The sequence below is a fragment of the Aquabacterium sp. TM01 genome (assembly GCF_057808345.1).
Genome location: NZ_AP046529.1, coordinates 1,957,343 through 1,970,540, shown reverse-complemented (window position 1 = coordinate 1,970,540; position 13,198 = coordinate 1,957,343). Strand labels below are relative to the sequence as shown.

Below are 13,198 nucleotides of genomic sequence, written 5' to 3'. Positions count from 1 at the left end.
ATTGCAGGCATCAGCGAGGGACCAGGAAAGTGGTCTTCTCGCGGACATCGACTTGCGGGGCATCACCCTGGCGTAACTGCTCCACCAGAATGGTGACGCCTGTTGCACCCGTGCCCAGGCGCGCACCCACTTCAGGCGGGATGCGCACGGAGACCGGGACCCAACGGGCCTCAGCGGGGCCCAGAACGACGTTGTCGCCGCCCTGTACCTTGGCCTGGCTCAGTTGCTCCACGCCCACGCGGTAGCGCTGCACGCGCTCGCTGGCGTTCATCAACTGCACGCGGTAAACGTTCTCAATGTAGCCATCATCCACCACACGGGCCAGCGCGCCACGGTCACGAACGATGTCCACACGGAAGGGGGGGCGACTGAAAAGGCTGGTCACGAAAGCGGCCAACACCAGAATCAGGATGCTGGTGTACAGCAGCACCCGTGGCCGTTTGACACGCCCCCACATCTCGCTGTTCCCCCACCCCTTTTCCATCGCATTTTGGGTGGAATAACGGATCAGGCCGCGGGGCGTGCCCATTTTGTCCATCACGCTGTCGCAGGCGTCGATGCATGCAGCACACCCGATGCACTCGTATTGCAAGCCCTTACGGATGTCGATGCCCGTAGGGCAAACCTGGACACACAAGGTGCAATCAATGCAGTCGCCCTGCCCCATGGACTGGGCGTTGGCCTTGCGCGAACGGGCACCACGGGGTTCACCGCGCTTCTCGTCGTAGCTGATGATGAGCGTGTCGCGGTCGAACATGGCGCTCTGGAAGCGCGCATACGGACACATGTACTTGCAGACCTGCTCGCGCATGAAACCAGCGTTGCCATAGGTGGCAAACCCGTAAAACAGAATCCAGAAGGTTTCCCACGGCCCCAGGCCGAACGAGATCACCGATTGCCACAGCTCGCGAATCGGGGAGAAATAGCCCACGAAGGTGTAGCCGGTCCACAGCGCCAGAACAATCCATGCCGCGTGTTTGGCAGACTTGCGCGCCAACTTCTCCGCCGTCATGGGCGACTTGTCCATCTTCATGCGCTTGGCACGACTGCCTTCGATCTTGTTCTCCACCCACATGAACATTTCGGTGTAGACCGATTGTGGGCAGGCGTAACCGCACCACAAACGACCGGCCACGGTGGTGAAGAGAAAGAGTCCGTACGCCGAGATGACGAGCAAGGCGGTCAGATAGACCAGATCCTGCGGATACAGAACCAAGTTGAACAGATAGAAGCGACGCGTGCCCAGGTCAAACAGGACGGCCTGACGGTCGTTCCAGTACAGCCAGGGCGTGACGTAAAACACCAGTTGGGTCACCCAAACCATGACCCAGCGCCAGTTCGTGAACCAGCCGGTCACCTCGCGGGCGTAGACTTTCTCCGTCTTCTTGTAAAGAGAAACAATCTCCTCACGGCGCGCCGCTTTGGCTGCATCGGACGAGGCCGCTTCGGCCTTGATGGGAATCACGCGTGGGGACGCTTCGGTGTTCTTTTGTGGTTCGGTCATGGCGCAAATGAAAAAGCGGAGGGGCTGAGCCGGATACCCACCAAGGTATCATGCATCAACCACCTCCGCTTGAATTTACTGCGACTCTTGATGAGCATCAAGCTTGAAGGCCGATACCCATTCAGAGCGCACGTTGCTTACTTGGCCTGAGCCGTCTGTGTCGGGCGAGACAGACCCCAGACGTAGGCGGTCAACACCTTGATCTGGTCTTCGGTCAGACGAGCAGCCTGAGCAGGCATGACGTTGGTCTTGCCGTTGTTGATCATGCGCACGATGGCCTCTTCGCCCCAGCCATGCAGCCAGATCTTATCGGTCAGGTTGGGCGCGCCGAGTGCCTGCGTGCCCTTGCCGTCGGCCCCGTGGCAGGCAGCGCAAGCGGCCTTGAACTTGTCCTTGCCCAGTTCGGCCAGGATCGAGTTGTGACCACTGCCCGACAGGCTCAACACGTAGTTGGCAACCTGACGAACTTCCTCAGGACCACCGACGGCAGCAGCCATCGGAGGCATCATGCCGCGACGCCCCTGGTGCAGGGTTTCACTGATCTTCTCAGGCGAACCACCGTGCAGCCAGTCGTTGTCGGTCAGGTTGGGGAAGCCCTTGGAGCCCTTGGCGTCAGAGCCGTGGCAAGCCGCACAGTTGTTGAGGAACAGGCGCTCACCGATTGCTTGCGCTTTCGGATCACGAGCCAGGTCTTCGACCGCCGCTGGACGGAATCCCGCGTAGATCTTTTCCTCTTCAACCTTGGCCTTGGCAATCTCCGCTTCCAACTGGCCCTTGGAGGTCCAGTTCAGCGTGCCCTTGTTGTGGCCCAGGCCTGGATACAGCGCCAGGTAACCGACGGCAAACACCAGCGTGAAGATGAACAGGAACAGCCACCAGCGAGGCAGCGGGTTGTTCAATTCACGCAGGTCTTCGTCCCAGATGTGACCGGTGGTCTTGTCAACATTGCCTTGTGCGTCATACACGATCTTGTGTTTGGCGGCACCAATGAGCACGAATGCGCAATAGACCAAGCCGAACACAACGATCCCGATGACGTACCAGGACCATCCACTCGAAATGAAGTCGCTCATGTCTGAGCCTCCAATCAATCTTCTGCGAGAGGCAGGCGACCTGCCTCTTCAAACTGAGCCTTGTTGCGGCGCGAGAACGCCCACACAGCAATGCCCACGAAAACGCACAGACACACCACGGTGAAAATGCTTCTGGCAACAATGATGTCCATGTGCGTCGCTCCTTATTTGACTGCGGTACCGAGGACCTGCAGGTAAGAGATCACGGCTTCGAGTTCGGTCTTGCCTTTGACCTCTTCGTCAGCTGCCTTGATCTCGGCGTCCGTGTAAGGCACGCCCACCTTGCGCAGGGCTTCCATACGGGGCGCCACCTTCAGGCCGTCTTCCACTTTGGTTTGAGCCAACCAGGGGTAAGCCGGCATGTTGGACTCGGGCACCACGTCACGCGGGTTGTTCAGGTGAACGGCATGCCATTCGTCCGAGTACTTGCCGCCCACGCGGTGCAGGTCAGGACCGGTCCGCTTGGAACCCCACTGGAAGGGGTGGTCGTACACGAACTCACCGGCCATGGAGTAGTGACCATAGCGCAGGGTTTCGGCACGGAAGGGACGGATCATCTGCGAGTGGCAGTTGTAGCAGCCCTCGCGGATGTAAACGTCACGGCCAGCCAACTGCAGCGCGGTGTAGGGCTTGAGGCCGTCAACCGGTTGCGTGGTGCTGCGCTGGAAGTACAGCGGCACGATCTCGACGAGCGCACCGACCGACACGACCAGCAGGGTCAGCACGATCATCAGGAAGTTGCTGGTTTCAATCTTCTCGTGGGAGAAGAGCTTGGGCTTGTGGTTTTGATCAGCCATGTTCTTGTCCTCCTCAGGCGTGAGCGGGCTGAGCGATCGGCGCATTGACTGCGCGACCGGCCATGGCCGTCATCACGGTGTTCCACAGCATCAGGATCATGCCGCCCAGGTAGAGCAGGCCGCCCGCGACGCGGATCACGTAGAAGGGATAGGTTGCCTTGACACTTTCAACGAAGCTGTAGACCAAGGTGCCGTCCGGGTTGACCGCACGCCACATCAGACCCTGCATCACGCCGGCAATCCACATGGCGGCGATGTACAGCACGATGCCGATGGTCGCAGCCCAGAAGTGCACGGAGATGGCCGAGACGGAATACATCGTCTGGCGACCGAACATGCGCGGGATCAGGTAGTACAGCGAGCCCATCGAGATCAGACCCACCCAGCCCAGAGCGCCGGAGTGAACGTGACCCACGGTCCAGTCGGTGTAGTGCGACAGGGAGTTCACGGTCTTGATGGACATCATCGGACCTTCGAAGGTGGACATCCCGTAGAACGACAGGGCCACGATCAGGAACTTCAGGATGGCGTCATCGCGCAGCTTGTACCAGGCACCCGACAGGGTCATGATGCCGTTGATCATGCCGCCCCACGAGGGTGCCAACAGGATCAGCGAGAACACCATGCCGACGGACTGGGTCCAGTCAGGCAGCGCCGTGTAGTGCAGGTGGTGAGGACCCGCCCACATGTAGGTGAAGATCAGCGCCCAGAAGTGCACGATCGACAGGCGATACGAGTACACGGGCATGCCGGCTTGCTTGGGGATGTAGTAGTACATCATGCCCAGGAAGCCAGCTGTCAGGAAGAAGCCCACGGCATTGTGGCCGTACCACCACTGAACCATGGCGTCCTGCACACCGGCGTAGGCCGAGTAGGACTTGGTCAGGGAGACAGGGATTTCTGCGCTGTTGACGATGTGCAGCAGGGCCACGGCGATGATGAAGGCACCGTAGAACCAGTTGGCCACATAGATGTGACGGATCTTGCGGGTACCGACGGTTCCGAAGAACACGACAGCGTACGCGACCCACACCAGCGTGATCAGGATGTCAATGGGCCATTCCAGCTCGGCGTATTCCTTGCCGGTGGTGAAGCCCAGAGGCAGCGAGATCGCGGCCAGCAGGATGACCAGTTGCCAACCCCAGAAGGTGAAAGCAGCCAGAGGACCTGCGAACAGGCGAGTTTGGCAAGTACGTTGCACCACGTGGTAAGACGTGGCAAACAGGGCGCAGCCGCCAAACGCAAAAATCACCGCATTGGTATGCAGTGGACGAAGCCGGCCGTAGGACAGCCAGGGGATGCCGAAATTGAGTTCCGGCCATGCCAATTGGGACGCGATCAGGACGCCGACGGCCATGCCGACGACACCCCAAACAACGGCCGCAATGGCGAACTGCCGAACAACTGTATCGTTGTACGTGGCAGAGTGGGTGGTTGCCATCTCTTCTTCTCCTTTGTTACAGCGTGAATTGTGGGGGCAAACCTAGGGTTATTTTTGATGAGGCTCAACCTTGGGTTGGTCTTTTTGCTCATCCTGCAAAATGCGCAGCCCCTCTTGTTCGATGTCCTCGAATTGTCCGCTGTGAACAGACCAGCCCAACACGGCCAGAATGGCCAGGACCAGCAAGACGGAGACGGGAATGAGGACGTAGAGGATTTCCATGATGGGGTACCGCTTCAAGCACGGGCGCCGCCGAGTCTAAGCGCATTCAGCACCACGCCCAAGGAGCTCAGCGCCATACCCAGGCCAGCCAGCCATGGCGGCATCAAGCCCGCCAGCGCCAGGGGAATGCAGGAGGCGTTGTAGAGCGCTGCCCAAGCGAGGTTCTGTCGGACGATGCGCATCGCCTGTCGGCTGATCACCACAGCTTCGGGCAGGCCCAGCAGACGCCCACCCAGGATGATGAGGTCGGCTTGTGACTGTGCCAAGGCAGCCCCTTGGTCCAGCGCCACCGACACATCGGCCTTGGCCAGCACGGGCGCGTCGTTGATGCCGTCGCCCACCACCGCCACCCGGTGACCCTCGGCTTGAATGCGGGCGATGACGTTGAGTTTGTCTTCCGGGGTGGCCTGAGCCTGCGCGACCACCATGTCTTCGCCCTGCCCCAGGTGCCGGGCTGCGGCATGCACACGTGCAGACTGGTCTCCAGACAGGAGCGCAGACTGACAGCCCAATTCGCGCAAACGCTGCACGGTCGGGCGGGCCTCCTGACGGAAGACCTCATCGAACACGAAGCCGGTCACGCTCTCAGGCACCAGGGCACCGCTGGCCGTCACAGCGGCCATCCAAACCCGTGCGTCAGCCTCTGACTGCCACCAGGCCGCATCGTCCGCCTGCGTCGCCAAGACCCAGCTCAGCAGACCCAGACGCCAGACGCGCCCTTGCGCATCGGTGGCCTGAACACCCTTGCCGGCTTGCTCCCGCACGTCAATCCAGGAGGTGGCAGGCCAGCCACCTGCCTCTTGCGCGGCCTTGACGAGAGAGCGGGACAAGGGGTGTTGCGAATAAGACGCCAGCGCTGCCGCGAGGCCCCAGCGCTCAATCTGTGCAGCCGGCAGACCTTGACCTGCCGGCACACGCCCCTCGGGAGTCGCCAGGGACACAACGGACAGCTCGCCTTCGGTGAGGGTGCCGGTTTTATCGAAATAGACTTTGTCGATCTCGGCCAGCGCCTCCAGCGCGTCGAGACGGCGCACCAACAGGCCTTTGCGCGCCATGGCACCAGCGGCGGCAAGCAAGGCAGAGGGTGCCGCCAGGGACAGCGCACAAGGGCAGGTCACCACCAGCACCGACACCGCCACCCAGATGGACTTGGACGGGTCGATCCACTGCCAGACCAGAGCGCCCAGCCCTGCCAGGGCAATGACCGCCCACAGAAAAGGCGCCGCCATGCGGTCGGCAAAACGCATCCATCCGGGTTTCTCGGTCATGGCCTGGTGGACGAGGGAGACGATTTGCTGGTAGCGGGTGTCCGGGCCCAGCCGCTCAATGGCCATCCAGACGGGCGCCCCCATATTGAGACTGCCAGCCACCACCATCTGCCCGACGCGGCGCGGCACAGCACGGGACTCACCGGTCAGCAGGGACTCGTCCACCTCGGTTTCGCCGAGCAGAATCTGCCCATCGGCCGGGAAGGCCTGGCCCACGGCGACGCGCACGCGATCACCGTGGCGAAGGGACGACAGCGGCGTCGACTCGCTGGCGACGGTGGCGATGTCTTCCTCGGCGTTCACGGCCCGTTCGACCGCCTCGGGCAGGCGCACGCACATGGCCTCCAAGGACTGGGTGACGCGCTCACGCGCACGGGACTCCAGCCAGCGTCCGGCCAGCAGGAAGGTGACGAACATGGTCAGCGAATCGAAATAGGCCTCGTGGCCAAACAGATCCTGATTGCCAAAGGTCACGCCTGTGCTGACGATGAAGGTGCCCAGGATGCCCAGTGACACGGGGGTGTCCATGGAGACCCTGCCGTGCCGGGCCGCTCGCCACGCCCCCTGAAGGAAGGGACCGCAAGAAAACAACATGACCGGCAGGCTCAGAACCCAACAGGCCCAGTTCATGAGGTTCCACAGGTCGGCAGGGATGACGTCTTGCCCGGCCACGTACTGCGGCCAGGTGATCATCATGACCTGCATCATGCAAAAAGCGGCCACGGACAAGCGCCACAACAACACACGCCGTTCGCGCAGGCGTTCGTGCCCCGCTCGGGCGGCGGCATCTGGCCAGGCTCGGTAGCCCGCCTCTTGCACAGCCGTGACCAGCTCGGACAGTTTGACTTTTTCAGGATGGACCAGAATCCGGGCGCGCTGGGATGTGGCCTGCACTTGCACTTCGGACACACCCGGCACCTTTTTCAAGGCATCTTCGATGGTGATGGCGCACGCAGCGCAGTACATACCGGACAGCCCCAGGCCAATGCGCCGCAGGCTGCTGCCCATGGGGATTTCAACCACGCACTGCTGGAGCAAATCGGGGTCGTCGAGGCCCGCTTGCTGGGCAGGCGTGAGCAGGGCAGCGGCGGATCCGCTGGGTTCAATCGCGACGTTGTTCATGAGCTCGCTGCTACAGTGGCGGTGGGCGACGGCCCCTGTGGAGGCCCCGTCAAATCAAGCCTGAGCCTTGGTTTGCCAAGCCCGGACTTTAAACCGAAACAGAGGGTTAGCCCTGATGATGGACTTGTCGATGCCCCGGAGTGTGTTGCGTGGCGCGCCAACTCGCTTGTGCCGAACTGGCTTTGCGCTCGCTTGCTTTTGCCTGATGGGCGTTTTGTGGAACGCGCCCACCCAGGCACAGGCGCTGTCGCAAGCCCAACGGCTACCGACCCTGCCCTTGGGTGCGGGCATGCACATCATCAAGGCCGAGATGGCCCTGACACCCGAACAACATCAAATCGGCTTGATGCACCGCACCAGCATGGGCACCAATGAAGGCATGCTGTTCGTGTTTGACCGTCCGGGACAACAGTGCTTCTGGATGAAGAACACTCTGATTCCCTTGCAGATCGCCTTCGTGGCCGACGACGGCACGGTCGTCAATCTGGCCGAGATGACGCCGCAGAGCCTGGACAGCAACTGCTCGACACGCCCGGTGCGTTTTGTGCTGGAAATGAACACCGGCTGGTTCAGCAAACGCGGCATCAAGCCAGGTAGTCAGCTGCGCGGGGAACCGTTCGGCACCCCGCGCTGAAGCGGTGTCACGGCGGTAACGGCGGCCAGGGCCGTCACTGGGTTTTGGCCTGAATGCGCTCGCGCAATTTGGGAAGCATCGTCAGCGCAGCTTCGCGACCGGCCATGATGGACAGGCGGCGTGCACCAAAGTCGGCACTGCCCACCCCCTGGAGCTTGGGCCGCATGACCACATCGGCCTCGGCCATCTCCCACTGGCTGATGGCGTGCCCCATGATGTTGAAGGTCTGCAGCAAGATGTCGACCGCGCCTTTGGTGGACTGCCCCTCTGGAATGGCGGAGATGTCGACCGCAATGATCACATCTGCCCCCATCTGGCGGGTATAGCGCACGGGCACCGGCGAGACGGCACCGCCGTCGATGTACTCGCGCCCCCCGATCTTGACCGGAGAGAAAACCGCCGGCACGGCGCTGGAGGCACGCACTGCGGCCCCCGGGTCACCGCGACGGAACAAGATGGGCTGCCCGGTTTGCAAATCGGTGGCGACGATGCCCAGCGGCGGGCGCATGGCCTCGATCGATCGCCCGCCCGTGCTGCTGCGCACGAATTTGGCCAGCGCTTCGCCCTTGAGCAGCGAGCGCCCGGGGAACACCCAGTCGGTGATCGTGGACTCATCCAGCGTCATGGCCATGTGCCCCAGCTCGGTCGGCGTCTTGCCTGAGGCATAGAGCGCCGCGACCACGCTGCCGGCCGAGGTGCCGACGATGACATCTGGCTTGATGCCGTTTTCTTCCAACACCTGCAAGACACCGATGTGGGCAAACCCACGGGCGGCACCGCCCCCGAGTGCCAGGCCGATACGGGGGGGCTTGGGAGCCGGCTTGGGCTGAACCACCACGGGGACGGATGGCGTGACCGCAGGGGGCGTGGCTGGAGACTGGCCGGGCAGGATGTGCCCACATCCGGTCACCAGAACCAGCAAACCCAGTGACAAGGCCTTGGGCAACACCTTCTTATATGCTTTTTGGCAATAAGTACCATCCAAAAAAATTCTTCTCATATATATGTACGCTCGATAGGATCCGACTCTGCCAATTGTGGCCCTATCCGTTTGCCCCTGTTTCATGAAGATCCGCAACCTTGACCTGAGCGACAACCCCATCAACGCCGAGCATCAGGCGTTGGGCCTGCCGCCGGTTGAAGACGACATCACCCACCCCTCACGGCACCCGGTGCTGCGCGTGGCCGTGTGGGCGGTGGCGTTCTTGCTGGTGGCGGTGGTAGCGTATCTGGCCACCCGGCTGTTCAATGGGGCTCACCATGCCACAGGTTGGGAGCTGATCACCGAGACGGTGACTGGAGACGCCTTCTGGAAGGCCGTGGCCGTGGGCCTGCTGGCCCAGACCGTGGACGGCGCACTGGGCATGGCCTACGGCATCACCTCCACCAGTTTCTTGCTGGCCACCGGTTCCACCCCGGCAGTGGCCAGTGCCAGCGTGCACATTGCCGAGGTGTTCACCACCGGCGTGTCGGGCATTGCGCACGTCAAACTGGGCAACGTCAACCGCAGCCTGTTTCTGCGTTTGTTGATTCCGGGAATGCTGGGTGCCTCGCTGGGCGCCTGGACGGTGTCGACGGTCGATGCCAACGTCATCAAGCCGTTCATTTCGGTTTACCTGTTCCTGATGGGCCTGTACATCGTCAGCAAGATTTTCCGCACCATCAAGGTTCGCAAGGAAGCACCCAAGCATGTGGCCAAGCTGGGCCTGTTGGGCGGCTATGTGGACGCGGTGGGCGGCGGTGGCTGGGGGCCGGTGGTCACCACCACCCTGGTGGGCACAGGTCAGGACCCGCGCACCACCATCGGCTCGGTCAACCTGGCAGAGTTTTTCCTGACCTTCATCAGCGCCTCGGTGTTTGCCATGCTGATCGACGAGACGCCCTGGCCCACAGTGGCCGGCCTCGTGGTGGGCGGGCTGTTTGCAGCCCCCTTTGCGGCCTACCTCACCAAGCGTCTGCACACCAAGACCCTCTTGGCGATTGTGGGTTGCGTTATCGCCCTGATCAGTACCTACAATTTGTACCGGGCGCTTCACTGAGGTTTTGTACCGCAGCGAGATGGGCCCTTTTTTTCTTTGACAGACCATGTACCAGTACACCGAATTCGACAAGCAATTTGTGCGACAGCGCGCTGCGCAATTCCGCGACCAGCTCGAGCGCAACCTGGCCGGCAAGCTGGGTGACGAGGAATTCCGGCCGCTGCGCCTGCAAAACGGCTGGTACGTGCAGCGCCATGCGCCCATGCTGCGTGTGGCGGTGCCGTATGGCGAGCTGTCGTCGGCCCAGATCCGCCAGTTGGCGCGCATTGCGCGTGAGCACGACCGTGGCTACGCTCACTTCACGACGCGCCAGAACGTGCAGTTCAACTGGATTCCGCTGACGCAAAGCGCCGACGTGATGGACCTGCTGGCCGAGGTCAACATGCACGGCATTCAGACCTCGGGCAACTGCATCCGCAACATCACGGCCGACGCCATGGTGGGTGTGGCCGAGGACGACGTGATCGATGCACGCCCCTATTGCGAAGTGCTGCGCCAGTGGTCGACCCTGCACCCCGAGTTCGCCTTCCTGCCCCGCAAGTTCAAGATTGCGGTGAATGGCGCCAAGGAAGACCGCGCCGCCACGTTCTGGCACGACATCGGCCTGCACCTGATCAAGAACGACGCCGGCGAAGTCGGCTTCCGCGTACTGGTGGGCGGTGGCATGGGCCGCACGCCGATCACGGCCAGCGAGATCAATGCTTTCGTGCCCTGGCAGCAAATTCTGGTCTACATCGAAGCCATCGTGCGGGTGTACAACCGCTTCGGTCGCCGCGACAACATGTACAAGGCCCGCATCAAGATTCTGGTGAAGGCTGAAGGCCAGAAGTTCTTCGACCAGGTCAATGAGGAGTTCCACAACATCCTGACACGCGACGTGGACGGTGCCGCCCACTTCATTCCCCAGGCTGAGTTCGACCGCGTGAACGCCAGCTTCGCCTTCCCGGCTGCGGTGCAGGCCCACGCCCCGAGCGGCAATGGCTTGCCGGCCGACGCCTCGGACGCCGAGCAAAAGCAGTTTGCCAAGTGGCTGGAGCGCAATGTGCGCGGCCACAAGGTGCAGGGCTACAAGAACGTGACGCTGTCGGTAAAGCGCCCAGGCCAGGCTCCTGGCGACGTGACCGACACGCAGATGGACGCGATTGCCGACATGGCCGACCGCTTCAGCTGCGGTGAACTGCGCGTGACCCACGACCAGAACGCCCTGCTGCCCTTCGTGCGTGAAGAAGACCTGTACGCCCTGTGGCAAGCCGCCAAGGCCGCCACGCTGGCTTCGCCCAACATCGGCTTGCTGAGCGACATGATTGCCTGCCCAGGCGGTGATTTCTGCGCCCTGGCCAACGCCCGTTCCATCCCCATCGCCAATGATCTGATCGAGCGCTACCAGGACCTGGACGAGTTGTACGACATCGGCGAGATCGACCTGCACATTTCGGGTTGCATCAACTCTTGTGGCCACCACCACAGTGGCCACATCGGCATCCTGGGCGTGGACAAGGACGGTTCGGAGTGGTACCAGATCACCCTGGGTGGTTCAGACGGCTCGAACCATGCGCCCACCAGCGTGACGGGCAAGGTGATCGGCCCGTCGTTCTCGGCCGATGAAGTCACGGACGTGATCGAGGCGGTGATTGAAACTTACCGCGCCCAGCGTTCGGCCAACGAAAAGTTCATCGACACCGTCAAGCGCATCGGCATCGACCCGTTCAAGACTGCTGCCAACGCCGTGCGCCGCGCCACGGCCAAGGCAGCCTGATCCAGCCTCGCAGAAGGACATACCCCATGAAATTCGTCGATATTCACCATGACCAATGGCGCACCGTGGGCGGTGAAGATGGCCCGGTGTCGCACCCGCCCATCAAGAGCTACAGCCTGCTGACGCTGGGCCAGTGGCACGCCGTGCGCGAGCAATGGCCTGCGCCGGGCACGCCCGATCACAAGCCCGTGGGCGTGATCGTGCCCAACGACACCGACATCGAGACGCTGGAAGCCGATGCCGCCAAGCTGTCGCTGGTGGTGCTGAACTTCCCGAAATGGGTGGACGGCCGCGCTTACACGCAAGCCCACATCCTGCGTTCGCGCTATCGTTTCCAGGGCGAGATTCGCGCCACCGGCGAAGTGCTGGTGGACATGATGTCGCTGCTCAAGCGCACCGGCTTTGACGCTGTGGTGTTGCGAGGGGATCAGGACCGGGCGGCCGCCGAGCGTGCGCTGGGCTTTTTCACCGCACGCGGCCATTACCAGGGCGATGTGCAGGTGACCAAGCCCGTGTTCGCCCGCTCCAACTGAGACAGGAGCGCAACATGAGCGAGACCTCTTCCTTGATCGGTGGACCGGCTCCAGCAGGTTCGGCCATCACGCTCTACAACCACCCTAGCGCCGACTATGCGGCCAAGGTCCACGCCACCATCGAGTTGCTGAAGGCGGCGGCCATCGAGCACCCGGGCAAGGTCGTGCAGGCCACCAGCCTGGGCGTGGAAGACATGGTCATCACCGATCTGATTGCCCGCTATCAGTTGCCGATTGCCATCGGCACGCTGGAGACCGGCATGCTGCACCCGGAGACGGTGGCGCTGATCGGCACCATCGAGACGCACTACGCTGACGCGGGCCTGCACGTCGAGGTCTACAAGCCGGTGGCCGAAGCGGCGATCACCTTCGTGCAGCAGCACGGCGAAAAGGCCATGTACGAAAGCATCGACCTGCGCAAGGCCTGTTGCGGCTTCCGCAAGCTGGAGCCCCTGGGTCGCATGCTGGCCGAGCGCAGCGCCTGGATAACGGGTCTGCGCCGCGAGCAGTCCAACAACCGTGGCGACATGGCCGCACGCGAGCTGGACGACAAGGGCCGCACCAAGTTCAACCCGTTGATCGAGTGGACCTGGGGCGATGTGTGGCACTACGTGTCCGTCAACCACGTGCCTTACAACCCGCTGCATGACCAGTTCATGCCCAGCATCGGTTGTGCGCCGTGTACGCGCGCCATTGCCGTGGGCGAGGACTTCCGCGCCGGCCGCTGGTGGTGGGAAGACGAGAAGGCCAAGGAATGCGGCCTGCACGTCCACCAGAAGTGACCGACCAGACATGAATTCAGAAGGTAC

At 62.3% G+C, this 13,198-nt stretch carries 13 protein-coding genes; 5 read left to right on the top strand and 8 right to left on the bottom strand.

The genetic code is table 11. From position 1 onward, the window contains the following. Positions 1 to 10 precede the first annotated feature (10 nt). From ccoG to AC3WW4_RS08980, 7 genes are all read right to left on the bottom strand, one after another. Positions 11 to 1,504 (bottom strand): cytochrome c oxidase accessory protein CcoG, encoded by a 1,494-nt coding sequence (gene ccoG / locus AC3WW4_RS09010; protein ID WP_488828071.1) that lies wholly within the window; start codon positions 1,502 to 1,504, stop codon positions 11 to 13. Between the two features lie 137 nt (positions 1,505 to 1,641). Further along, positions 1,642 to 2,577 (bottom strand): cytochrome-c oxidase, cbb3-type subunit III, encoded by a 936-nt coding sequence (gene ccoP / locus AC3WW4_RS09005; protein ID WP_488828069.1) that lies wholly within the window; start codon positions 2,575 to 2,577, stop codon positions 1,642 to 1,644. A 14-nt stretch (positions 2,578 to 2,591) separates the two neighbouring features. Next, the gene (locus AC3WW4_RS09000; RefSeq protein WP_320362394.1) at positions 2,592 to 2,729 is read right to left on the bottom strand and encodes a cbb3-type cytochrome oxidase subunit 3; all 138 of its coding nucleotides are present in this window, start codon (positions 2,727 to 2,729) and stop codon (positions 2,592 to 2,594) included. Between the two features lie 12 nt (positions 2,730 to 2,741). Beyond that, positions 2,742 to 3,374: a cytochrome-c oxidase, cbb3-type subunit II gene (gene ccoO, locus AC3WW4_RS08995; RefSeq protein WP_488828067.1), complete on the bottom strand. Its 633-nt coding sequence runs from the start codon at positions 3,372 to 3,374 to the stop codon at positions 2,742 to 2,744. 13 nt (positions 3,375 to 3,387) lie between these two features. Further along, positions 3,388 to 4,815 carry a cytochrome-c oxidase, cbb3-type subunit I gene (gene ccoN / locus AC3WW4_RS08990; RefSeq protein WP_488828065.1) on the bottom strand — a complete coding sequence of 476 codons (1,428 nt, stop codon included), beginning with the start codon at positions 4,813 to 4,815 and terminating at the stop codon, positions 3,388 to 3,390. A 48-nt stretch (positions 4,816 to 4,863) separates the two neighbouring features. Beyond that, complete coding sequence (gene ccoS / locus AC3WW4_RS08985) at positions 4,864 to 5,037, bottom strand: cbb3-type cytochrome oxidase assembly protein CcoS (RefSeq protein WP_488828064.1); 174 nt, start codon at positions 5,035 to 5,037, stop codon at positions 4,864 to 4,866. Positions 5,038 to 5,051: 14 nt separating this feature from the next. After that, entirely contained in the window at positions 5,052 to 7,427 is a 2,376-nt protein-coding gene (locus AC3WW4_RS08980; protein WP_488828063.1) for a heavy metal translocating P-type ATPase, read from the bottom strand. 205 nt (positions 7,428 to 7,632) lie between these two features. Here AC3WW4_RS08980 and AC3WW4_RS08975 point away from each other — a divergent pair, with 205 nt between their 5' ends. Continuing rightward, a complete protein-coding gene (locus AC3WW4_RS08975; RefSeq protein WP_488828062.1) occupies positions 7,633 to 8,061 on the top strand; it encodes a DUF192 domain-containing protein in 429 nt (142 codons plus the stop codon). 34 nt (positions 8,062 to 8,095) lie between these two features. Here the strand turns inward: AC3WW4_RS08975 and AC3WW4_RS08970 are convergent, their stop codons facing one another. Beyond that, positions 8,096 to 9,007, bottom strand: coding sequence for a patatin-like phospholipase family protein (locus AC3WW4_RS08970; protein WP_488829716.1), 912 nt, complete (start codon positions 9,005 to 9,007; stop codon positions 8,096 to 8,098). Positions 9,008 to 9,125: 118 nt separating this feature from the next. On the opposite strand from AC3WW4_RS08970, the gene AC3WW4_RS08965 reads away from it, so the two are divergent. From AC3WW4_RS08965 to AC3WW4_RS08950, 4 genes are read left to right on the top strand one after another with little or no spacing between them, the layout of a single operon-like run. Continuing rightward, positions 9,126 to 10,100 (top strand): sulfite exporter TauE/SafE family protein, encoded by a 975-nt coding sequence (locus tag AC3WW4_RS08965; RefSeq protein WP_488828061.1) that lies wholly within the window; start codon positions 9,126 to 9,128, stop codon positions 10,098 to 10,100. 46 nt (positions 10,101 to 10,146) lie between these two features. Next, positions 10,147 to 11,856 (top strand): nitrite/sulfite reductase, encoded by a 1,710-nt coding sequence (locus AC3WW4_RS08960; protein WP_488828059.1) that lies wholly within the window; start codon positions 10,147 to 10,149, stop codon positions 11,854 to 11,856. A 26-nt stretch (positions 11,857 to 11,882) separates the two neighbouring features. Next, a complete protein-coding gene (locus AC3WW4_RS08955; RefSeq protein ID WP_488828058.1) occupies positions 11,883 to 12,389 on the top strand; it encodes a DUF934 domain-containing protein in 507 nt (168 codons plus the stop codon). A gap of 14 nt (positions 12,390 to 12,403) precedes the next feature. Continuing rightward, the gene (locus AC3WW4_RS08950; RefSeq protein WP_488828057.1) at positions 12,404 to 13,171 is read left to right on the top strand and encodes a phosphoadenylyl-sulfate reductase; all 768 of its coding nucleotides are present in this window, start codon (positions 12,404 to 12,406) and stop codon (positions 13,169 to 13,171) included. The last annotated feature ends 27 nt before the right edge of the window (positions 13,172 to 13,198 follow it).